This window comes from Gammaproteobacteria bacterium (assembly GCA_029881255.1).
Taxonomy (GTDB): Bacteria; Pseudomonadota; Gammaproteobacteria; order S012-40; family S012-40; genus JAOUMY01.
In genome coordinates this window covers 191,967-213,516 of sequence record JAOUMY010000001.1, presented here as the reverse complement: position 1 = coordinate 213,516, position 21,550 = coordinate 191,967, and the positions used below count along the sequence as shown (strand labels likewise).

At 48.5% G+C, this 21,550-nt stretch carries 18 protein-coding genes and 2 pseudogenes; 13 read left to right on the top strand and 7 right to left on the bottom strand.

The window, feature by feature from the left end; all coding sequences use genetic code 11:
• Nucleotides 1-3: 3 nt before the first annotated feature.
• On the bottom strand, nt 4-810 hold the full coding sequence (locus OEZ43_00980) for a phosphate/phosphite/phosphonate ABC transporter substrate-binding protein (GenBank protein ID MDH5544130.1): 807 nt from the start codon (nt 808-810) through the stop codon (nt 4-6).
• A gap of 170 nt (nt 811-980) precedes the next feature.
• Between OEZ43_00980 and OEZ43_00975 the strand changes: the two genes are divergently transcribed.
• From OEZ43_00975 to yacG, 10 genes and pseudogenes are all read left to right on the top strand, one after another.
• The gene (locus OEZ43_00975; protein ID MDH5544129.1) at nt 981-2,132 is read left to right on the top strand and encodes a fused response regulator/phosphatase; all 1,152 of its coding nucleotides are present in this window, start codon (nt 981-983) and stop codon (nt 2,130-2,132) included.
• Between the two features lie 248 nt (nt 2,133-2,380).
• Complete coding sequence (locus OEZ43_00970; GenBank protein ID MDH5544128.1) at nt 2,381-4,009, top strand: ATP-binding protein; 1,629 nt, start codon at nt 2,381-2,383, stop codon at nt 4,007-4,009.
• Between the two features lie 5 nt (nt 4,010-4,014).
• Nucleotides 4,015-5,352, top strand: coding sequence for a sigma-54 dependent transcriptional regulator (locus tag OEZ43_00965; protein MDH5544127.1), 1,338 nt, complete (start codon nt 4,015-4,017; stop codon nt 5,350-5,352).
• A gap of 365 nt (nt 5,353-5,717) precedes the next feature.
• Nucleotides 5,718-5,834 (top strand): annotated as a pseudogene (locus OEZ43_00960) (prepilin-type N-terminal cleavage/methylation domain-containing protein).
• Nucleotides 5,829-6,158, top strand: a pseudogene (locus tag OEZ43_00955) (pilin). Before OEZ43_00960 ends, OEZ43_00955 begins: the two co-directional pseudogenes overlap by 6 nt.
• A gap of 423 nt (nt 6,159-6,581) precedes the next feature.
• Nucleotides 6,582-8,330 carry a type IV-A pilus assembly ATPase PilB gene (pilB, locus tag OEZ43_00950; protein ID MDH5544126.1) on the top strand — a complete coding sequence of 583 codons (1,749 nt, stop codon included), beginning with the start codon at nt 6,582-6,584 and terminating at the stop codon, nt 8,328-8,330.
• Nucleotides 8,331-8,332: 2 nt separating this feature from the next.
• Nucleotides 8,333-9,553, top strand: coding sequence for a type II secretion system F family protein (locus OEZ43_00945; GenBank protein ID MDH5544125.1), 1,221 nt, complete (start codon nt 8,333-8,335; stop codon nt 9,551-9,553).
• Between the two features lie 11 nt (nt 9,554-9,564).
• Nucleotides 9,565-10,464 carry an A24 family peptidase gene (locus tag OEZ43_00940; GenBank protein ID MDH5544124.1) on the top strand — a complete coding sequence of 300 codons (900 nt, stop codon included), beginning with the start codon at nt 9,565-9,567 and terminating at the stop codon, nt 10,462-10,464.
• Between the two features lie 9 nt (nt 10,465-10,473).
• Complete coding sequence (gene zapD / locus OEZ43_00935) at nt 10,474-11,943, top strand: cell division protein ZapD (GenBank protein ID MDH5544123.1); 1,470 nt, start codon at nt 10,474-10,476, stop codon at nt 11,941-11,943.
• Complete coding sequence (yacG, locus tag OEZ43_00930; protein ID MDH5544122.1) at nt 11,940-12,116, top strand: DNA gyrase inhibitor YacG; 177 nt, start codon at nt 11,940-11,942, stop codon at nt 12,114-12,116. The genes zapD and yacG overlap by 4 nt, the downstream gene beginning before the upstream one ends.
• Before the next feature lie 6 nt (nt 12,117-12,122).
• On the opposite strand, the gene OEZ43_00925 is transcribed toward yacG, so the two are convergent.
• The 3 genes from OEZ43_00925 to OEZ43_00915 form a co-directional block, all read right to left on the bottom strand.
• Nucleotides 12,123-14,318 carry a primosomal protein N' gene (locus tag OEZ43_00925; GenBank protein MDH5544121.1) on the bottom strand — a complete coding sequence of 732 codons (2,196 nt, stop codon included), beginning with the start codon at nt 14,316-14,318 and terminating at the stop codon, nt 12,123-12,125.
• A gap of 286 nt (nt 14,319-14,604) precedes the next feature.
• Complete coding sequence (locus tag OEZ43_00920; protein MDH5544120.1) at nt 14,605-15,300, bottom strand: MgtC/SapB family protein; 696 nt, start codon at nt 15,298-15,300, stop codon at nt 14,605-14,607.
• Between the two features lie 116 nt (nt 15,301-15,416).
• The gene (locus tag OEZ43_00915) at nt 15,417-15,860 is read right to left on the bottom strand and encodes a hypothetical protein (GenBank protein ID MDH5544119.1); all 444 of its coding nucleotides are present in this window, start codon (nt 15,858-15,860) and stop codon (nt 15,417-15,419) included.
• A 204-nt stretch (nt 15,861-16,064) separates the two neighbouring features.
• On the opposite strand from OEZ43_00915, the gene OEZ43_00910 reads away from it, so the two are divergent.
• A complete protein-coding gene (locus OEZ43_00910; protein ID MDH5544118.1) occupies nt 16,065-16,406 on the top strand; it encodes a histidine triad nucleotide-binding protein in 342 nt (113 codons plus the stop codon).
• Between the two features lie 13 nt (nt 16,407-16,419).
• Here the strand turns inward: OEZ43_00910 and OEZ43_00905 are convergent, their stop codons facing one another.
• Both OEZ43_00905 and OEZ43_00900 read right to left on the bottom strand, forming a co-directional pair.
• Nucleotides 16,420-18,201 carry a SulP family inorganic anion transporter gene (locus OEZ43_00905; protein ID MDH5544117.1) on the bottom strand — a complete coding sequence of 594 codons (1,782 nt, stop codon included), beginning with the start codon at nt 18,199-18,201 and terminating at the stop codon, nt 16,420-16,422.
• A gap of 10 nt (nt 18,202-18,211) precedes the next feature.
• A complete protein-coding gene (locus OEZ43_00900) occupies nt 18,212-18,817 on the bottom strand; it encodes a nitroreductase family protein (GenBank protein ID MDH5544116.1) in 606 nt (201 codons plus the stop codon).
• A 266-nt stretch (nt 18,818-19,083) separates the two neighbouring features.
• Here OEZ43_00900 and OEZ43_00895 point away from each other — a divergent pair, with 266 nt between their 5' ends.
• Together OEZ43_00895 and OEZ43_00890 are read left to right on the top strand one after the other, a co-directional pair.
• Entirely contained in the window at nt 19,084-19,293 is a 210-nt protein-coding gene (locus OEZ43_00895) for a hypothetical protein (GenBank protein ID MDH5544115.1), read from the top strand.
• 93 nt (nt 19,294-19,386) lie between these two features.
• Complete coding sequence (locus tag OEZ43_00890; protein MDH5544114.1) at nt 19,387-20,004, top strand: NERD domain-containing protein; 618 nt, start codon at nt 19,387-19,389, stop codon at nt 20,002-20,004.
• 5 nt (nt 20,005-20,009) lie between these two features.
• On the opposite strand, the gene OEZ43_00885 is transcribed toward OEZ43_00890, so the two are convergent.
• Complete coding sequence (locus OEZ43_00885) at nt 20,010-21,545, bottom strand: hypothetical protein (protein MDH5544113.1); 1,536 nt, start codon at nt 21,543-21,545, stop codon at nt 20,010-20,012.
• Between the last annotated feature and the right edge of the window lie 5 nt (nt 21,546-21,550).

Here is a 21,550-nt window from a genome sequence, read left to right as displayed (position 1 = left end):
CGACTACTCAAGAATGTTGATGTTTAGTTTTCGTACATCGTTCCAGTCACTGTCTCTGGCCTGTTCGATGCTTTTGATGCCGAGGATTTTATAGACGGGCTCGTCCGGTTTTTTGTTAATTTGCAACAGCGCGGTGATGACTGATTTCCTGACGTTGGCGGAAATTCTCGGGTGACTTGCAAATGCGTGCGGCGTGTAGCCCTTACTTGTCCACAAGACTCTTAGTTGATCGCGGTAGGACGATGCGGTGTTGTTTAACGTGCGCAGTACGGCTCCACCGGCTGGATATATTCCTCGAGCAACACTGGCATAGACTGAATCATGAGAGTTGACATAGGCCGTATCAAATTTTATGCCGCTATTTTTCAGGTTGCTGCGATTCAGTATGGTTGCTGCAAACGCTGCAGGAGAAGGAAAGGCGATAGTCTTTCCTTCGAGATCATGTACGGTCTTTATGCTGCTGTCTTTGTGTACAACGATGAGGCCGGTAATTTTTTTGTCACTAGCTTTGGCAAAAGCGCTATAGCCCGGATGTTTAGCAAAAACCGTATAGTGATATGGATTCATATAGGCAAAATCATAGGCGCCATTGCGCAATTGTTCCTCAAACTCTGGGATGCTGGACTCGGTCCGAAATTCGAATTCCAGTCCTGTAATTTCCTCCATTTTTCTCAGAAGAGGCGTCCAGCTTTGGAGTAGTTTGCTTGCTGTTTGCTGGGGAACGATGCCGAACGTGTATCTGGTGTTCTGTGCATGGACTGGCATGCTGACAGCGGACATGAGCAACAGAGAAATCAGTACTTTGTTCAAAATTCCATATCCATTCTGATAGTGCTTTGTTATGTATCGACGCTCTGGTAGTTACCTTGATTCGTCCGGAATTCGAGGAAACATTTGTTTTCAATCCCTGTTTCAAGAGATGTATGTGGGCAGTCGTTAACAATTGAGTCCGATTCACTCTGGTGGTTTGAAAGGGGACTATGAATATCAAGGTGCTAGTGGTTGATGATGACGAAATCAATCGTATGGTTTTAAATGGCATCCTCGACGGAGGTCGTTACGACGTGTTCTTTGCCGAAAACGGTGCGGAAGGCGTTGAAGTCTTTGAAAAGGAACGGCCAGACATAGTTCTGATGGATGTCCTTATGCCGGTCATGGATGGCCGTGTTGCTGCCACCAAAATCAAAGAATTAGCTGGTGATGAGTTTGTGCCAGTGATCTTTCTGACTTCTCTGACGGATGAGGATGAACTTGCCGAATGTGTTTCAGTCGGTGGGGATGACTTTCTTACCAAGCCATTCAGCAAAACTATACTTGAGGCCAAGATAACGGCATTCTTGCGTACCCGCGTCCTCTATCAACAAATCCAGCAACATAACCAGATGATGATGCAAGAATATCTTTATGCAGAAAAGATCTTTGCGCGTTTGAATACGCGTGGTGTGCTGAAGGATCTTCCCTTTAATCACATCAGCACACCTCAGTCGATGTTTAATGGGGATATGTTGCTGGCTGCAAAGCGTCAGGATGGCGGTCTGAATGTCTTTGTTGGTGATGCCACAGGGCATGGTCTGCCTGCCGCCATCGGCGTGCTGCCTGTTTCGGATATTTTTTACGATATGACAGAACATGGACGCAAGTCTGCGGATATCGTTCTTGCGATTAACCAAAAACTGAAAACCTTCCTGCCGACAGAGTTATTTTTATGCGCGTGTCTGATGGAATTTAGTCTCGACATGAGTGTAGCGAAAATCTGGAATGGTGGGTTGCCCGATGGTCTGATATATAACGCACGCAGTGGAGATATTCGTGAACGTGTGGCATCGAATCGTTTACCTCTTGGCATTATGGGTAATGCTAGCCTGGATACCTCTTTCACGACTTACCATCTAAAAGAGGGTGACTCCATCTATGTCTTTTCTGATGGCATTACCGAGGCGGAAGACGAAAACGGCGATATGCTAGGCATGGATGGGTTGGAGCGTTGCCTGATTAAATCACATCAAAAAACAGAGCCTTTTAACTATCTAAGCAGGCTTTTAGCCCAGTATCGTGGAGATCGGGAGCAGTCAGATGATTTGACGCTTATCCAGGTAACTCCCGAATTGTTCAGATTAAAGCGCTCCGCGTAGCAATTCCTTTCATATACCCTTTATAATTCTTCCTGGCTTTCCTTGTGGGCGGAGTACTTCATTGCCAGGTTTACGAGTTCTGATCATTATTGCGGTCATCGCAGTGCTAGTGATGTTGGTTCGGCAACTACGGTCGGGGCGGGCGCAAATCAAAAAACAGTCCTCAAATTCCGTTCAACAGGGCGATAGAATGTTGGCCTGTTCCCGGTGTGGCGTGCATGTTCTCGAAAAAGATATGACAAAAGTTCATGGACAGGATGTCTGCACGGAATGCCAACGTAGAGGTAGTTGAAGGACTGAGGAGAGCGGAAATTAAACTAAACCAGCCAGATTCAAGTGCATTCAGGCAGCGCGTTCTGATTCTGTTGTCGGTTTATCGCTTGATTGTGTCTCTGGCCTTGATGTCCGGCAGTGTGTGGCTGTTTGATGAGTTTCTCGAACAGACAAATATTCAGATCACAGCAATTGCCTACGTAATTTATGCCTGTACTTTTCTGTTACTGCACAAGCGTATCAGCACTGGTTCGGTCTCCCGTTATTTTCTCTTCGATTTAGTTTTTATATTGGCCATGATGCTGCTGCTGATCGCTGAGCGTAATGCATTGTCGGTTTTGCTCACCGTTTTTGTACTAGCCTATGCCGCTTTAGCTGGACCGAAAAACGCGATTGCTATGGCTGCGGCAGCGAGTTTGATGATACTCGGGGTGCAGGCCAATGAGTTTATATCCGGTCATGCGACAGTTTACGGCTTTCTAGTGCCCGGTGGGCTGGGGCTGGTCTACTTCATTGCTGCAACCATCTTCAGTCATCTGGCGCGCCAGGCCCAGGAAAACCGCCAGTTAGCCGAGAAGCTGGGTATCGATCTCAGAAATATGGCTGAGCTCAATGGCTATATCATTCAGCGCATGGATTCTGGGGTGATCGTCATCGATGGCAAAAACAATATTCAGCTGACCAATGATGCTGCCTGGTATTTGCTCGGTATGCAATCTCGCTCCGCCATTGTGAGTTTGGACAATATGTCTGCGCCTTTGCACCACCGCTTGCAGGAGTGGCGGGCTACATCGACGACGGATGAGCGTTCTGTAAGTATTACCGGTGCGTCAGATGTTATGCCGCGATTTATTCCCTTGGGTCAGACACGCCGAGAGGGAGTGTTAATCCTGCTCGAAGACGCCTCGTTGTTGAATCAGCAGGCGCAACAGCTAAAGCACAGTGCCCTCGGCAGGCTTACCGCCAGTATTGCCCACGAGATTCGCAATCCACTCGGGGCAATCAGTCACGCGGCGCAATTGCTGGTAGAGTCAAGCGCCCTGGACACAGCCGATCGGCGTCTGGCGGAGATCATCCACCAAAATGCCGGTCGCACCAATAATGTCATCGAGAATGTCATGCAGCTCACGCGTAAAGAAAAAGCGCATCCGGAACGCATTCCCTTGAAAACGTGGTTACACGATTTTGTCGCGGAATTTGCCAGGGCTCAACAACTCGAAAACGGACAGTTACAGATAGACGTATCACCAGACGATTTGGTATTAGCCTTTGATGCAGGCCATTTGCACCAAATTCTCGCCAATCTATGTCAAAATGCTATGGCGCACGGCGTGGCACATGCACAGCGCAAGATAATACAAATTAAAGCGGGGAAATTTCCCGGTGGTGGGGTTGTGCTGGATATTATCGACTTTGGTCCGGGTATCGACCCGGAAACTGCGCACAAGATTTTCGAACCGTTTTTTACGACTGCCAGTCGAGGCACCGGACTGGGCCTGTTTATCGCCAAGGAATTAACCGCGGCCAATCAGGCCAAGCTGGACTATGTTCCCGTTCCTTCGGGCGGCAGTTGTTTTCGTATTACCCATAAAGGCGAACAGTAAACGATATGGCACAGACGCTGGCCCTGATTATTGATGACGAGCCGGATATCTGCGAATTGCTGGAGATCACTCTGGCGCGCATGCAGATAAAGTCACATATTGCATCCAATGTGCGTCAGGGTAAAACGCTGCTATCACGACATCCCTATGATTTGTGTCTCACCGATATGCGTTTGCCTGACGGCGATGGCATCGAGCTCGTCGAATATATTCAACAGGAAGGTCTGGATATTCCGGTGGCGGTAATTACTGCGCACGGCAATATGGAGCTTGCCATTAAAGCCCTGAAGGCCGGTGCCTTCGATTTTGTTTCCAAGCCGGTTGATCTAAAAATGCTGCGCGATCTGGTGTCTACCGCGATCAAGGTTAAACCTGCAAGCGCAGAATCTTCAGCGGACGAAGGGAATAAGCGTCATGACTTGCTTGGTGATTCCTCGGTCATGAAGCGTACCCGCGCTACGATTGGCAAACTCGCACGCAGTCAGGCACCAGTATATATCTCCGGCGAATCTGGCAGCGGTAAAGAGCTGGTCGCGCGTATGATACATGAGCAAGGTCCGCGCGGTGATGGGCCGTTTATCGCGGTCAACTGTGGCGCTATTCCGGAACAGCTCATGGAAAGCGAATTTTTCGGCTATAAGAAAGGCAGCTTTACCGGTGCCAGCGCGGATAAGGATGGTTTATTCAAAGCGGCGACCGGTGGCACCTTGTTTCTCGATGAGGTCGCCGACCTGCCTATGCATATGCAAGTAAAGCTGTTGCGCGTCATCCAGGAAAAATCGGTGCGACCGGTAGGCTCAACCAAGGAAGAAAGCATCGATGTAAGAATACTAAGTGCCACCCACAAGGATCTGGCCAGTCTGGTTAACCGTGGCGATTTCCGACAGGATTTGTATTATCGCGTCAATGTCATCGAGCTCCACGTACCGTCTCTACGTGAACACCCGGATGACATTCCAATGCTGGCCGATTTTATCCTCGACAAACTGGCTAACGATTCTGGGATGCCACCTGCCTATCTCGGACCAGAGGCTTTGCAGGTATTAAAACAATACTCATTTCCTGGGAATGTGCGTGAGCTGGAAAATATTCTCGAACGTGCCATGACGCTATGCGAGGGCGACACGATTAAACCCCAGGATCTCAAACTAAATGCCACCGCTATGAACAGTGATCTGGAAGGCGATGAGACCGGTCTCGACCCCTTTCTCGATGAAATGGAAAAAGATGCGATCCGCCAGGCCCTGGAGAAGACCCAATATAATAAGACTGCCGCCGCCAAATTGCTGGGCATAAGCTTTAGACAGCTGCGTTATCGCCTGAAGAAATTAGGGATAGATTGAAATTTTTTTCATTTTCGGTGGCGAAAATACACTTCAAACCAGCCGATTAATTCGAATCAGAATTAATTCAGCGCCTATCTGCAACATTCCGCTTCGAACCTCGAAACAACTCTGACAATAGGAGTGACAAATATTGTCACATTGTGACCATTGCGGGCGTAAAAATGTTCTGCACACGGTCTAAACGCCTTAAGAAAGCTAACAAGTCGTGGGGAATTTCGCGAAGTCCGCCACAAAATTTTTTTCTCACACCTCTTGACGCTCATTTTTTACATTCACGGACCGATTAATGGCACACAGGGTGCAACACGACATAATAATTTACATTAGAAATTTATTTTAACTGTATGGAGATGTTTATGAAAATGCGACAAACTGGTTTCTCTCTTGTTGAATTGATGATCGTGGTTGCGATCATCGGTATCTTGGCAGCGGTAGCGGTGCCAGCCTATACCACTTATACAACCAAGTCGAAGGTATCGAGTGCGATAGCCTTGGCAGCTTCCGCCAAGACTGGGGTGTCTGAGTATATCAATTCCAACGGGACCCCGCCTGCTGACAATGCAGCAATCAATATTGCTCCAGCGGCAAACATTTCAAATAGCTATGTTCAAAGTGTTGCCGTAGCTGGCGGTGCGATTACTATTCTGTTCCAACCCCAGGGTTCTCCTGGTGTGCCTGACGACTTGGCGGGTAATACCATAACGTTAACGCCAGGAGTTGGCACGGCAGGGGTTATTACTTGGACTTGTGCCAGTGCTGCCATTCTGAAGAAATATGCACCACAGGGTTGTAACTTTTTGTGATGATAGCTTGAGCTAACAACAAGAAAAAGAACCGCTCCCCCCACGGGAGCGGTTTTTTTTCGCTAAAAGCAAATGTGGCACAGCTTTCGCTTTACTGTGATTGTTGGTAACACTTTGTAAGCAATTGCAAAGTTTAATAAGCGGTTGTTGTAGATTTGGAAGGAGTGCAACAAGTTTTCCGTTTCGTTACCGATCACCCCGTCCTTCCCTCCCCACATTTACTCAGCCCCCCTCTTTAGGGGGGCTATTTTTATGGCTTGCAAAAAGTTTTCCGGATTCGCAGACGCCTAACGGAATTTGCACAAGCCGTGACCTGATTCTCGAATTTTCCTTCTTTATTTTTTAATGCCGATTTTCTTTGGTGTTTTGACCAATTTATTCATTTTTATATTAAAAAGGGACTATACCTTAGCCGCTATATTAATGATCCCTTTTACCAATGAATATTGCAGCGAATATAGGACTCCGAGTTTGACGAAAACATCATCGGCATTGACAGGATTGTCTCGACGTTTGGTCGACAAAGGGCTGTTAAAAGAACGACAGGCCATGCATGCGCAAATGCAGGCGCGGCAGGACAATGTGCCTTTGGTGAATTATCTGTCGCAACACCACATCGTGGATGCGCTCAAGGCCAGCCAGGCGGCGGCAGAAGAATTTGGGCTGCCGCTGTTCGATATTGATGCCTTGGATCTCGACCCCGATGTTCAGGAGTTAATCGACGAACGCCTGATTCAGGAGTTTAATGCCTTGCCTCTTTGGCGCCGTGGCAATCGTCTGTTTGTGGCAATAACCGATCCTGGAAACCTCCATGCCCTGGATCAATTTAAATTCCAGAGTGGTTTGAATACCGAACCGGTGCTGGTGGAAACCCATGCGCTGCTCAAGCGTCTGGAGGAATCGCTGGAACAACGCGGCACCAGCATGATGGGGCTGAGTGATACGGATCTTGATGCCTTACAATTCGAAGGCATTAACGACGAGACACCACAAGGCGACGCGGATGTAGAAGATGCGCCTTTAGTACGTTTTGTTAACAAGATATTGCTGGACGCAATCCAGCGGGGGGCATCGGATATTCACTTCGAGCCTTACGAAAATCGCACTCGTGTGCGTTATCGGCTCGATGGAATTTTACAGGAAGCAGCTACGCCGCCCGTCAGCTTGGCACCGCGTATAGTGGCAAGAATCAAGGTTATGGCGCGACTGGATATCTCCGAGAAACGCCTGCCCCAGGACGGACGTATCAAGATGAATCTGAGCAAGAATCGCTCGATCGATTTTCGCGTCAGTTCCTGCCCGACTTTGTTCGGCGAAAAAGTCGTATTGCGTATTCTGGATTCCGGCAGTTTCAAGTACGGCATAGATGTGCTCGGATTTGATGAACGGCAGAAGCAGGTGTTTGTCGAGCACATAAAAAAACCACACGGCATGGTGCTGGTGACCGGGCCAACGGGCTCGGGTAAGACGGTGACACTGTATACCGCAATGAACATACTCAATACCGGTGATCGCAATATTTCATCGGTGGAAGATCCGGCAGAAATTTATATGCCTGGCATCAATCAGGTCAATATCAATCCAAAAGTCGGATTGACCTTTGCGTCGACGCTACGCGCGTTTTTGCGTCAGGATCCGGATATCATCATGGTGGGTGAGATTCGCGATACGGAAACCGCAGAGATTGCGTTGAAGGCAGCGCAGACAGGGCACCTGGTGTTGTCGACGCTGCACACCAACGATGCGCCACAGACATTGACGCGCCTTATGAATATGGGTGTGGAGCCCTATAACATTGTGTCTTCGGTATCGCTAATCGTCGCGCAACGCCTGGCTCGACGCCTGTGTGCTCACTGTAAACAAATTATTGAGCTGCCTGAAGAGATTTTGATGGCGCAGGGCTTCAAGCCGGAACAATTAGGACGATTCACTTTATACGCTCCGGCGGGTTGTGAGCGTTGTAATAACGGCTACCGGGGGCGGCTCGGCATATTTCAAGTGATGCCAATGTCGGAAGCCATGGGACGTTTGATCTTGAACGGTGGTAATCATTTACAACTGGCAGATCAGGCGCGTGAAGAAGGGATAGTGGACCTGCGTCAGGCGGGTCTGGAAAAAGTCATGCAGGGTTTGACAAGTCTTGAAGAAATACATCGGGTGACGATGGAGTAGATATGGCACAACATCAAAACCGGACAATATTATATCTATGGGAAGGCACTGACCGCGCAGGTAAGCGCGTAAAAGGCGAGCTCCGCTCGGTAAGTATCCCTGTGCTCAAAGCCGAATTACGTCGCCAAGGTGTTAGTGCACACAAGATTCGCAAGAAGCCAGTTGCCTTATTTAGTAAAGGCAAGAAGTCGATTAGGTCGAAAGAAATCACCGTGTTTAGTCGCCAGTTGGCCACTATGGTGTCATCAGGTATTCCGCTTGTGCAGGCGTTCGAGATTATCGGCAAGGGAAGTGAAAACCCTTCGATGCAAGAGATGATGATGGCGGTCAAGATGGATCTGGAAGGTGGTAGTTCTCTGGCGCAGTCATTGCGCAAGCATCCAAAGCATTTTGACAACCTCTTTTGCAATCTCATACGTGCAGGTGAGCAGGCGGGTATCCTCGAGACCTTGCTCAACAAAATCGCCTTGTATAAAGAAAAAACAGAGGCGATAAAAGGCAAAATCAAGAAGGCTATGTATTATCCGGTAGGCGTTATGGCGGTGGCAATGTTGATACTCATGGTTATGCTCGTCAAGGTTGTGCCGGAGTTCCAGAAAATGTTTGCCAGCATGGGCGCAGCCTTGCCGTTACCGACTCAGATCGTGGTAAATATGTCTGATATTTTTCAGCAATACTGGATGTTTATCTTGGGGGCTATCGGTATTTCTGTATACAGCATAATCAAAGCCAAGGAAAACTCTGAAGCCTTTCGCTACAGCTGGGATGCGAATATGTTGCGTTTGCCAGTGCTTGGTGACTTAGTGCGCAAATCTGTTATTGCGAGATTCTCGCGTACCTTGTCGACAATGTTTGCTGCCGGTGTGCCTTTGGTAGATGCTCTGGAGTCTGTTGCCGGTGCAGCGGGTAATTTGCTATATGCCAAAGCCATACTTGACATACGAGAAGATGTGGCAACGGGGCAGCAATTACAGCTGGCGATGCAACAGACAAAGATATTTCCTAATATGGCGGTGCAAATGGTGCACATTGGCGAGGAGACCGGTTCTCTGGATTCCATGCTTGCGAAGGTTGCCGATTTTTATGAGCAGGAAGTGGACGATGCGGTCGACGGTCTGAGCAGCTTGATGGAGCCTATTATCATTGTGATTATCGGTGTACTCATAGGTGGTCTGGTGCTGGCGATGTATATGCCGGTGTTCCAATTGGGTCAGACTATTTAGGTACGGAGATAATGTTAGACACGGCTGTCACAGTATTTACGGATAATCCAGCAAGTTTCGTTATCGTTTCTGCCCTTTTTGGTTTACTCGTCGGAAGTTTTCTAAACGTCGTGATCTATCGCCTGCCTGTGATGCTGGAAAAGCAATGGCGACAATACTGCGCCGAAATGTTTGACGATCTACCAGCACAGAAAAATGATAGCAAGTCAGCTATCAAAGATGAAAAATTCAATCTCGCAGTACCTCGATCGCATTGCCCGCATTGCAAACGGGTCGTGCGCGCGTGGGAGAATATTCCGGTGCTGAGTTATGTGATGTTGCGTGGCAAATGCGCCGGATGTGGTACGGCTATTTCGGTTCGGTATCCGCTCATCGAATTGCTTAGCGCGGTATTGTCAGCCGTTGTTGCATCGCATTTTGGTTTTGGTTTGGCTGCATGTGCGGGTTTGCTGTTCACCTGGGTGCTAATCGCGCTCAGTGTTATTGATTACGATACTCAGCTCTTGCCCGACACGATTACCTTGCCATTGATCTGGGTCGGTTTGTTGTTAAGCCTTGGCGGTGCGTTTGTTTCTCCGGTAGAAGCGATTATTGGCGCCGTCGCCGGTTATATGTCTTTGTGGTTTGTCTATCAGCTATTCAGATTGCTAACCGGCAAAGAAGGTATGGGGTTTGGCGATTTCAAATTGCTCTCAGCCCTGGGTGCCTGGCTAGGCTGGAAGTTGCTTCCAGTTATTATCCTGCTATCCTCTTTTGCGGGTGCGGTGCTGGGCGTGTTGTTGATAGTGTTGCGTCGACATGAGCGCGACAAACCGATCCCGTTTGGCCCCTATCTGGCGATTGCCGGTTGGTGCGCCATGTTGTGGGGGCAGGAAATTTTGGATCAATACTGGAAAATATCGGGGCTATAGGAACGACAAATGCTGATAGTCGGGCTGACAGGCGGCATTGGGAGCGGTAAGTCTGCCGTGACGCGTCGCTTTGAAATCCTTGGCGTACCAGTAGTCGATACCGACATTATCGCCAGAGAAGTCGTCGAGCCAGGCTCTCCCGCACTGGAAGAAATTGCGTCTTATTTTGGCGAAGAGATACTCACAGATGAGGGTGGATTGAATCGCCCACTATTACGTAAGCGCATTTTTCAAAGTAATCGCGATAGAAAATGGCTGGAATCTTTGTTACATCCGCTAATTAGGCGCACTATGCGCCAACGTATTGAAGAGATTCGTACCCCGTATTGCATAGTTGTGATACCTTTGCTGTTCGAAACAGGGCAGCGGGACATGGTAGACCGTATTCTGGTGGTGGACTCCACGCCAGAAGAACAGATTCGTCGTACCGTGTTGCGCGATAAGGTCAGCGAGCAAGATGTCCAGGCCATTATGGATGCCCAGATCGATCGTAAACAACGTCTTGAGGAGGCGGACGAAGTGATCGAAAACACCGGCGATTTGGACTCCCTATATAGTCAAGTTGATGACATACATCGACGATACAGTGATATGGCACAAACTCAATTAAAACAGATTACCCTACCCGATGAGCAGGAAATGCCTTCTTCTGCACATACGGACGAACTATCCTCGACGAAAAGCGCGGAAAAAGCGTCTGTTGCCGTAGTGGAATCTGATTATATAACCTACACACTGCCACTGAATGAGCGCATTCGCACATTGATGCGCCTTGAAAACCTTTTTATGGAAACGGAATATCACCTGCGCGGTGACGATATTTTCGACTCTCGTGCAGCCATGCAGGGATTGATCGACATCATGACAATCTTTTGCCGTCCTGAGTTAAAAACGGAGTTCATGAAAGAGCTGGAACGTATTAATGCCGGACTGGTGCGTTATGCACAGATCGACGGCATTGATAAGGAACGTCTCGAAACAGTGCTTAATCAGCTAAAAACCTATGTCAGAGATTTGCGTGCCGTTGAAGGGCAGATAGCTCTGTCTCTCAAGCTGAACGAATTTTTGAATGGTTTACGACAAAAAGACAGTATGCCAGGCGGGGCAATGGGATTTGACACGCCAGCTTATGGTTGGTGGTTAGGTCAGCCTATTGAGGTGCGTAAGAAAGATCTTGAAACCTGGCTGAGTGAGTTCTCACTGGTTAAATCTGTCGTGAAAATCATTCTTGATTTGGTGAGAGAGAGCGCTGAACCGGTTGAGGAGATTGCGAGTAATGGTTTTTTTCAAAGCTCGCTGGACAGCAGCGCACCATTTCAAATGATCCAGGTAAAAGTGCCGGTCGATAGTCCTTATTATCCCGAAATCAGTGGTGGCAAGCACCGTTTTACGGTACGTTTTCTCAAACCTATGGGGAGTGAGCGACCGGTGCAGGCCGATACCAATGTTTCTTTTTTGCTTGTGCGTAGCGCCATATGAATGTTGATTGTCCTACCTGTGGCGCGCTGGTCAAATGGTCTGAAAAGGCCACGTTCAGGCCGTTTTGTTCGGAGCGCTGTCGTTTGATTGATCTCGGCGCATGGGCCGATGAGCAATACGCGATCCCGACACAAGATCATCCATCAGAATCTGAACTGTCTTCTGGCGAATAAGCCTTTCTAGCTTAAATCCAGCGGATCAATATCTATAGACCAACGAACGCGACGCTCTTTTTCCAGCAAAGGGAGGGTTCGCTGTACGAGTTGGTGTAAAGGCGCGCGGTTTTTCGACAACAAAAGTAATTGACTGCGAAATCGACCGGCACGTTTTTCGATGGGTGATGGCGTAGGCCCGAGTACCATTGTTTCTTTGTCTATCCCTCCATATAGTTCACTTGTTATCTCCTGTAAGAAAGTCAGTTCCCGACCTGGTGTATTGCTCTCCGCTCGAAACAACACTGCGTGCGTATAAGGAGGTAGCAAAGCGTCCCGTCTCTCCATGAGGGCGGCGTGCACAAAGGCTTCGTAGCCATCATGTACCAAGGTTTGAAGTAGTGGGTGATCAGGGTAGTGTGTCTGAATAAGCACTTGTCCTCGTTTGCTGCCTCGCCCTGCGCGACCGGCAACCTGGGTAATTAGTTGCGCGAGCTTTTCTGTCGCGCGAAAGTCTGTGCCATACAGGCCTTGATCGGCGTCGAGTATTCCAACCAAAGTGACATTGGGAAAATCATGTCCCTTGGCGAGCATTTGCGTGCCGAGAAGTATTTGTTTTTCGCCCAGATGGATGCGTTCGAGCAGCGAGTGCAATTTGTTTTTTCCACGTGTGGTGTCGCGATCGATGCGCAAGGTTTCGACATCAGGGAACTGCGCGTTTAAAAACTGCTCAACTCTTTCTGTTCCATATCCGCGAGGGAAAAGATTGAGGTTGCTACAGTCAGGGCATTGCTGCGGTATCTGTCGCTCGCTTCCACAATGGTGACAACGCAGGCGACGTGACTGTTGATGAAATGTTAGCGGTAATTCGCAGCGCTTGCACATCGCCACCCAGCTACATTCGTGACAGATAAGAGAGGGTGCAAACCCGCGGCGATTGAGAAAAAGTAATACCTGATTTCCCTGGTCGAGGTGTTTGCGCATGGTGTTGACGAGTGCGTGCGAAAAATTTTCCTGTAGTGGCTGGCCCTTAAGATCAAGCAGATGAAACGCAGGTGGGCGGGCATCGCCGGCACGTTTGGTCAGGTGCAACACTTGATAGCGTTGTTCCTCCACATTGCGCATGCTCTCAAATGAAGGAGTGGCGCTACCTAATACAACCGGAATGCCTTCGCGTCTTGCACGTACAACGGCCATGTCGCGTGCGGAGTATCGAAAACTGTCCTGTTGTTTATACGAATTGTCGTGCTCCTCATCGACGATAATGATCCCTAGTCGCGGTAGCGGTGTGAATACGGCAGAGCGAGTGCCAATGAGGATATTTGCTCGCCCTTGTTGCGCTAGCGTCCAATGGTGGAGGCGTTCACCGTCGCTCATGCCCGAATGCAGTATGGCAATCTCTCCACCAAAACGTTGTTCGAAGCGTGCAAGAAATTGTGGTGTCAGTCCAATTTCTGGAACGAGAACCATGGCTTGCAGGCCACTTTCTACGAGCGATTGTATTGCGTTGAGGTAGACCTCGGTTTTTCCGCTGCCAGTGATGCCTTGTAAAACAAAAGAACGGTACTTGCTTCGAGTGCTGTTGATCTCATTTACGCAGTTTTGTTGTTCAGCATTTAGCGTCGGTCCGGAATTGTAGGACGGTGTTTTAGGTTCTCGTATGATCGACGTACGACGAATAAAACCCTTTTCCAGTAATTGGTTCACCGGGGTTTGCCAGTGTTCAAATCGAAAGCGGATCAAATCTATTGTCACACCCGTGGGCTGAGACTGGATGTACTCCAGTAGTGCTTTTTGTTTTGGTGCACGCATCAGAGAACGAAGTTCGTGTTGATCAAGATTCGGTTCAGCTATGAAAATCGGTGTCTCCTGGCTGCGTGTGTCTTTTCCCTGGCGCAAGAGCGCGGGCAGGGCGCTGGAAAACACCTCACCAATAGGATGATGATAATAATCTGCCATCCAGCGTAACCAAGTGAGCATTGAGGCGGTAAACAGCGGTGTGTGGTCGAGAATTTGTATCGCCGATTTCAGTTTATTTAGATCGAAATCGCTGTTATCGCTCACTTCCAACAGAATCCCGACAAGTTGTCGCTTGCCAAAGGGAACGAGGACTCGCATACCTGGCTCAAGCGAAATGTCGCTTTCTGAATTAGGCGCAAGATAGTCAAATGTTTTGCGCAACGGCGTGGGTAAGGCCAGGCGTAAAATGGAAATTTTCTGCATGCGCAGAATGTATCACGGAATTACAGAACTTAGCGGCGAGTTGCCGTTGTTTGGCGCTATATAGTTATGCACACAAGCTGTGGATAACTTTGTGGAAGAATTGGGGGGAAGTCACACCAATGCACGTCGTTCCACACTTGCGTTTAGATTGTTTAAAAAAGCATCGTTTTTGTAACTTATTGTTATTACAGATATTAAAGATTTTGCCTGTGTGGTGTATTAAAGATAAAAATCTTACGATTAGGCGGTTGACAAGGGTTTTCAGTTGTGGGTAAACCAGTCCTCGTCAGCTTGAGCGTGGCGTCAAACTGAACTCCTGTATTTCTTCCATCTGGTTGAGAGTTTCACTCAGCTTGCGAAAGTTTTCCGGGTGACGCGTGCGCACAATCATTTCCATTTTGCTGTATTTGCCTTCACTTTCCAGGTTGTAGCTAATGCTTCCCGCCGTGAATTTATAAGTGGAAACAATTTCCAATAAGTCGTCTTCACTCAAGCTGGATTTGCGCAATGTGCGGATACTCAGTCTGCCGAATTGTACGGTGGGCAGATATTGTTCGAAAATTCTAAACAGTGACAGCGTTCCCAGGGCGAGCACGGTCGCTATGCCTGCGGCTGAAAAGAAACCCATTCCGACGAGTATTCCGATAGATGCGGTAACCCAGATCGAAGCCGCAGTTGTCAGCCCGCGGATGGTGAAGCGCTCCTTCATAATTACACCGGCTCCTAGAAAGCCAATGCCAGTCATAATGCCTTGAGCCATGCGAGTCGGGTCTACTCGTATCGTATCGATAGGCGCATCCGCGAGTAGTTTCCACTGATAGACAGTTAATAACATGAGTACGGATGAGGAAAGACAGACTAGAGCATGGGTGCGAAACCCTGCGGGTCGTCCATTGATGCTGCGCTCAAGCCCAATGATACCGCCAATAAATATGGCGGCGACCAGGCGAACAAAAGTAACGGTGAGATCGTGATCTATCATTAGAATTAACTACGGCAAGAAAAGTGCCGTTTTAACAAGGCGCTAGCCTTCTTATTCGAGAAAGAGTTCCGTATTAGTGCAGAGGTACAGGGCTTTAACAAAAGTAAAGCCGGGTATCAGGCGAGCACAGTCTCGATAGCAATATCGTTATTGTCCAGCGCCATGCCTGGGAAGGCCTCTGTTTTTGCCTTCTCAATCGAAAGACGTATGTGATAACGAGTTTCAATTTCGGTGTATATCATCCCCACTTCAGAGGGATCGACCAACTCGTCATTGCGAGTCAGATGACGTAGATAGACATTGTCATAGTCAATTTTTGCCATGAATGGAAGAGGCAGTTCTAAGGGTAATAGCTGGTCATGGACAAATTTTTCCACGGGAGAAGGACGATCATCGCTTTGTACGCGTATATCAATGCGAAAATAACCGCCACCACCAGGTTGTCTCAAGAGTTCTTTCAACCAGCTTTCCGGAAAACCGGAATGCACGATTAACGTTCTACCGTTAAAACGCTGTTTGACAATTTTTCCAGTATTTCGTCTTCTACGATATAGGCCCATGTTTTCGCTACATTATAAAAGTTGTTGCGGTGAGTCCGGATCAAAGTCGACAGTATGACTCAATTATAGCCAGCGTGCTCGCAACAAAGTGTAAACATTTGCTGCTTCTATCCCTGAGTAGCCACTGATATGATCGTCAGCCTGAGCGAAAGCTACCGGAGTCAACGCTGTTGTCTCCAAAAAACCCAGGTGCGGAGGATTGATATGGACTGCCTTTTTTGCAAAATAGCAAACGGCACTATTCCAAGCGAAATAGTGTATCAAGATAACGAAATTATCGCCTTTCGGGATGTTAACCCTCAGGCCCCTCAGCACACGCTGATTATACCACGAAAACATATACCTACAGTCAATGATTTTTCTGAGGAAGATGGTGTGATCTTTGGGAGGATGGGGTTGGTTGCGAAAACGGTGGCGAAACGGCTTGGAGTCGATGAATCAGGTTACAGGTTGGTGGTCAATTGCAATGGCGACGGCGGCCAAACCGTGTTTCACTTGCATATGCATTTACTGGCCGGGCGTCAGTTGGCCTGGCCGCCCGGCTAAGATTTATTAAGTATTAGTTTCGCGGCACGCTATCGCACTCAAGGAATACGCGTTTACTACATTTTGCGCAAATGCTCTTGTCTAAGTGTTTATCGAAGATAGACTTTACGGCCTCGGTTTTAGAGCCGTAAATATTGTCTCGTCCAATATGTTCCAGGTAGCCGCCACGTTGCAGACGATCCACGACATCCTCTTTTACAAGATACATGGACATTGTGCCGCCAATCTTCCGGCGCTTAATAGCCTCCTCTTCCAGATATTCCGCACCCGCAAGGTCGACGAAATTAATCCCTATCGCAACGATGAGAAGATGTTTTTGCTCGGGGTTGCGTTGATAGAAGTTAGCGATTGATTCGCGTACGTGTGGAACGGCGCCAAAAAACAAGGAACCATCAATCCTGGCGAGTTTGAGTTGTGGGCACTCTTTTTCCTGCACAGTTGAGGTGATGAATTTGCGTTTCGGTAGCGATGGATCAGGAATGCGGGAAAGTACCTTCGGTCTTGATGTCCGGTTTAAATACAGAACCAGTGAAAGTAATACCCCCAGGAATATGGCGAACTCGAGTTCCAGAAAAAGCGTAGAGAGAAATGTTGTCAGCAGTACGGTTGTTTCTGATCGGCTGGTTTTTATGATGCGCTTGATGTGGTGTATATCTACCAATCCCCAGGCAACTAAAAACAGAATGGCGGCCATCGCGGCATTCGGAAGATAGGATGCATAGGGTGCGACAAGAAGCACGATGCCTACTAGCATAAGGCCGGCCATTACGGCCGCGAGCGGAGTTTTTGCGCCCGCCTCGTAGTTGAGGCCGCTGCGATTGAAAGAGCCAGTGGCGACATATCCGGAGAAAAAACTCCCTGCAATATTGGAAAGGCCCTGGCCAATAAATTCCTGGTTGCCGTCGATGTGTTGCCCAGATTTGATGCCTATAGAGCGTGCGATTGACACCGCTTCGACCAAGGCAAACAGTGTTGCAGCTAGTGCCGCAGGTGCCAGTTCCTTGATGGTACTCAAGGTCAGATCGGGAGACGAGAGCGGTGGCAAAGATGCCGGTAACGCTCCAACGGTGACGATGTGTGTAAATTCCTGGCCCAGTATGGAATTGAGTACAATCGAAGCGATACTGCCGATTATCATCGCAATCAACATATAAGGGATTTTGGGTATCAGGCGCTTAGCCACAATACCCGATATCAGGGTCAGAGTGGCAATGCCGAAGATATAGAGATTGGTCTCTGAGATATGCTGGACGAGTTGCAGGATGACTTCGTAAAAATGTAGCCCTCTCTCTATGCTGATACCGAAGAAATTCTTAATTTGGTTGGATGCGATAAGTATGGCTGCGCCAGCGGTAAATCCTACGACAACGGAATGAGAAATAAAGTTGACTAAAGTTCCAAGTCTGGCGATGCCCATGGTGAGTTGTATTACACCCACCATGAATGTGAGTGTTAACACCAGTCGCACGTAGTCGATACTGCCGGGTTCGGCATGAGCGCTAATGGCTGAGAACAAAACGATTGATGCTGCCGTGGTTGGACCAGAGACCAGGTGTCTTGATGAACCCCATAACGCCGCAATAATGGCTGGCACCATGCCCGCGTACAAACCGTATTCGGGTGGCATGCCGGCGATTGTGGCAAATGCAACCCCCTGAGGAAGAACAACGATTGCGCCAGTGAGCCCAGCGATAAGGTCTGCGCGAAATGTTTTTCCGTTGACGTCCTGCCACCAGCGAATAAATGGAAATACGCGAACCAGCCACAATGGGCATATATTTGCTTTGTTGTTCATAGTGATTTGTCTACTTGATTCCTTGGTCCCATTGACCTAAAAAGAAGTGCTGCTCTAGATCGTTGCGCTCCCGCGACGCCTTTTCATCGGCTTCGTGTTTGTCTGTCAGGTGATCGGCACTGCCGGGATAACCTAAAGCAATGAAACTTAAAATATTGTATTGGGGCGGTATCTTAAACGAAGTGCGTGTCTTATGGGGATCAAATCCGCCGATCTGCCTAGACATTAGTCCCATATCTGTCGCCTGTAATACCAGATTCTCGACGGCGGCGCCGGTATCGTATTCTGCCCAGCGGTTTTCGCCTTCATCTTCTAGAGTGAAGAGTGTGTTGGCGGTCACTATGAGTATCAAAGGCGCTTGTGTTACCCAGTAACGATTCCATTCATCTGTGCATTCAACCGCTTTTTTCCAGGCATCGGGTGTTTCAAAGCAGTCAGTCGCCAACATTTGCCAGGGTTGATCGCCAAAACAGGACGGCGCCCAGCGTGCTGCTTCAAACAATGCCATTAGTTGTGGCCTTGAGACCGGGCGGGATGGATCAAAAGCCCGGCTGCTCCAGCGTCGAGCTATCAATGGGTGAACAGGGACGCTGGTCCTAGCGTGTTTGTGTTTCATGACTTCCTAACAGGTTGAAAAAAATTTTCGGGACAGATTCTACTCGGTTTTTTATTTGAATGCCGGTGTTGTATTTCCTACCAAATGCAGGGTATGATGCTTGCGGTCAAAACAATAACAATTATCAGTTTGAATTCAGAGTCGCCTGTATGCGCGGCTCATCAGTGGGAAAACTGCACCTGTATAAGGTGGAATTAGAGCGGTTCGTACACATGGATTTTGTGTGTGATGCCTGATCTTGTGGTTTTTTTACTGAGGAGCTTCCTATGAGCGGTACTGCGCTTGAATTTATAGAAATTGCGCTTGATACATATGCGAGCCGTCTGCCTTCCGGAAGTCTTACTCTGCAATCCATTATTCGCGAAGATGCCTGGGGTGAAATTGCCGCTTACGCTAGAGGAGAAGGCCTGAGCAAGCTTGCGCAATTTCTCGAAGAAGCCGAGAGTGTCCTATACCCTGTCACCGCTATCGCTTAAAACGTAGTTTTCATTTCTATTCGTTTAAAACTTAATTTTTCTGACGCCATTCCGACATGGTAGTAGGCAGATTTATGTACTACCTTTATAAAAATGTCAGAAATTATACAATTCCTTCAACAGGCCCCTGAAGAAAGTGCTTATTACGCGCTGGCGTCGGTATTGGGGCTATTATCGATTCTGTTCATGCTGCGCCGTATGCGTAAAAGTGCGACGCGTCGTCGGATTAAGCGTGCACTTAAATCATTTGGCGGACAAGTGGTCGAAAACATTACGCTTTCTGATGGCGTCGAAGGTAACGTGCAAATAGACTTCTGTATCTATACTCGGGGTCGCGTGTTGGTGTTAAAAATACAAGACTACCCGGGAATATTGTTTGGCGGTGAAAAAATCGAGCAATGGACGCAGGTTTTCGAGGGAAAGAGCTATAAATTTACCAATCCTTTGTACTATAACCGCGTTTGTGTACAGGCTGTGCGAGACCAATTACCCGGAGCCAAGGTATTTGGTCGGGTAGTTTTCACTAATAATGGCGAGTTTCCAAAAGGCATACCGGAAGGTGTGTCTATGCTTGATTGTTTGCTCGATGATGCCCGTGTTTTTGCACGAGCACCTGTGGACAAGGATGCGTCACTAGATGTATGGCAAGATTTCGTCGGCAGTCTGGGGTCGAGTAGTCAAACCATCGTTTATAAAATGCAGTCCGCATAATATCTTTAATATGTATGTGCGACTTCAATCCTGGCTTTCTGTTGGCCAGTGGCGGATTCGGTGTCTAGTCGAATCCAGCTATCCACGACATGGTCACCTGAGTGCTTGCTATGAAGCTGAGTGGAAGCCTCGTTTATCTCTGCAACTTCTATGAAATCACTCCATTTTCCGCCTGTATATCTGCTGGAAACAATGGCTTGCGGATGGCTTTCGAGCGCATCGTTGTTCTGTATCCAGCTGATGACAGGATCAGACCCCTTTAGTGAGACTGATACGCTTTCCGCGGATAGTCTTTGTTGGAACAAGACTGGTGAACCGCCTGACCAACTGCCCCCGCTGTAGCGATTGCTCCATATCGCGACCGCGCTGTTATTATTCCATCGATTGCTCAGGGGATCATAGTTTTGTCGCTGTAACCAGGCGATGGTTACGTTGCCGCTTCCGTCCACAACGAGTTTTGGAGAAGTGGCATGTTGTTCACGTTCGTCCGCTTCTGTTGCGGCGAGATCACCTTTAACGGCAGTTGACGTGCCGCTGGTGCTGTCAGTATTTAAGTTGTTCACGATGATCTGTCCCGCACCATTGGCGTCAAGTTCTACCCACGCAGCCCAAATGCTGGTGCTATTGGAAGCAATATTCAGATCGGTAGCGTCTACTGATGAATTGCTGAGCTTGACCGGCGTAGCGCTCCAGCCATCGGCGGCTGAGTAGTTGCGTCCAAAAATCTCAAAAATTCCGTTGCCATTCTGTCTCCAAATCACCGCGCCATTGTCTGAACTGTCTAAGGCTGCTTTGGGCGCATGACTGGAATAATAGCCTAAGGGTGTGCCGCCATCGTCACCACTGACAATTATAGGTGCTCCCCAAGTGTCGACGCTGTCAAAGTGACTGGCATATGAAAGGGTGACCAGACCACTACTATCATTTTCCTGCCAGGTGGCAAGCGCGGTTCCAAGTGCAGACACCGCAAGACTTGGGTTGCTGGCGTTTTGGGTAGGCGTATCGACGAGTAGCGCAGGTGTTGACCAGGTATTGTTTTCAGCGGAATAAATACTTTGATAAATACTCACAATTTTAGTCGCAGCAGCATCACAGTCAGAAACCGTGTCCTGTAACCAAACGGCGATGTGATTTCCATTTCCATCGGCTCCAAGCTGTAACTGGCTGGCAAGAACATTGGACAGGGTACGCCATGTGCCGTCATTAGTGTCTTTGGTAGATGTGCGGCGCCATACACCGCTTTGCAAATTCGCTGTGTTTCCCCAGGTTCCTGAGCCATTATTGTAGTGACGCGTTAGCAAATTGGCACGCGTACATAAGATGTCGGCATTTCCGTCAGCCTCGCGCGTTTCTGTTTCCAGCCAGGTCAGAAGTATATTCCCGTCAGTGTCGACGCTAGTGGTGGGGGACGATACAGTTGTGCCACCTTGTGACGGAGATACCAATTTCCAGGACAGTGCACCCTGCTGAACGCTTTCGGAACAAGCAGTGACAACTGCCATTAGAGTAAAGGCGAGTACTTGAGACTTTCGTGACATCATTGTTT

What these genes read in the sequence shown, in the direction of transcription:
- OEZ43_00900 (MDH5544116.1), bottom strand. Translation starts at nt 18,817, where the DNA reads ATGAAACACAAACACGCTAGGACCAGCGTCCCTGTTCACCCATTGATA.
- OEZ43_00905 (MDH5544117.1), bottom strand. Translation starts at nt 18,201, where the DNA reads ATGAACAACAAAGCAAATATATGCCCATTGTGGCTGGTTCGCGTATTT.
- OEZ43_00885 (MDH5544113.1), bottom strand. Translation starts at nt 21,545, where the DNA reads ATGATGTCACGAAAGTCTCAAGTACTCGCCTTTACTCTAATGGCAGTT.
- OEZ43_00965 (MDH5544127.1), top strand. Translation starts at nt 4,015, where the DNA reads ATGGCACAGACGCTGGCCCTGATTATTGATGACGAGCCGGATATCTGC.
- OEZ43_00920 (MDH5544120.1), bottom strand. Translation starts at nt 15,300, where the DNA reads ATGATAGATCACGATCTCACCGTTACTTTTGTTCGCCTGGTCGCCGCC.
- OEZ43_00890 (MDH5544114.1), top strand. Translation starts at nt 19,387, where the DNA reads ATGTCAGAAATTATACAATTCCTTCAACAGGCCCCTGAAGAAAGTGCT.
- OEZ43_00925 (MDH5544121.1), bottom strand. Translation starts at nt 14,318, where the DNA reads ATGCAGAAAATTTCCATTTTACGCCTGGCCTTACCCACGCCGTTGCGC.
- OEZ43_00945 (MDH5544125.1), top strand. Translation starts at nt 8,333, where the DNA reads ATGGCACAACATCAAAACCGGACAATATTATATCTATGGGAAGGCACT.
- OEZ43_00910 (MDH5544118.1), top strand. Translation starts at nt 16,065, where the DNA reads ATGGACTGCCTTTTTTGCAAAATAGCAAACGGCACTATTCCAAGCGAA.
- yacG (MDH5544122.1), top strand. Translation starts at nt 11,940, where the DNA reads ATGAATGTTGATTGTCCTACCTGTGGCGCGCTGGTCAAATGGTCTGAA.
- OEZ43_00970 (MDH5544128.1), top strand. Translation starts at nt 2,381, where the DNA reads ATGGACAGGATGTCTGCACGGAATGCCAACGTAGAGGTAGTTGAAGGA.
- OEZ43_00895 (MDH5544115.1), top strand. Translation starts at nt 19,084, where the DNA reads ATGAGCGGTACTGCGCTTGAATTTATAGAAATTGCGCTTGATACATAT.
- OEZ43_00975 (MDH5544129.1), top strand. Translation starts at nt 981, where the DNA reads ATGAATATCAAGGTGCTAGTGGTTGATGATGACGAAATCAATCGTATG.
- OEZ43_00915 (MDH5544119.1), bottom strand. Translation starts at nt 15,860, where the DNA reads ATGGGCCTATATCGTAGAAGACGAAATACTGGAAAAATTGTCAAACAG.
- pilB (MDH5544126.1), top strand. Translation starts at nt 6,582, where the DNA reads ATGATCCCTTTTACCAATGAATATTGCAGCGAATATAGGACTCCGAGT.
- zapD (MDH5544123.1), top strand. Translation starts at nt 10,474, where the DNA reads ATGCTGATAGTCGGGCTGACAGGCGGCATTGGGAGCGGTAAGTCTGCC.
- OEZ43_00940 (MDH5544124.1), top strand. Translation starts at nt 9,565, where the DNA reads ATGTTAGACACGGCTGTCACAGTATTTACGGATAATCCAGCAAGTTTC.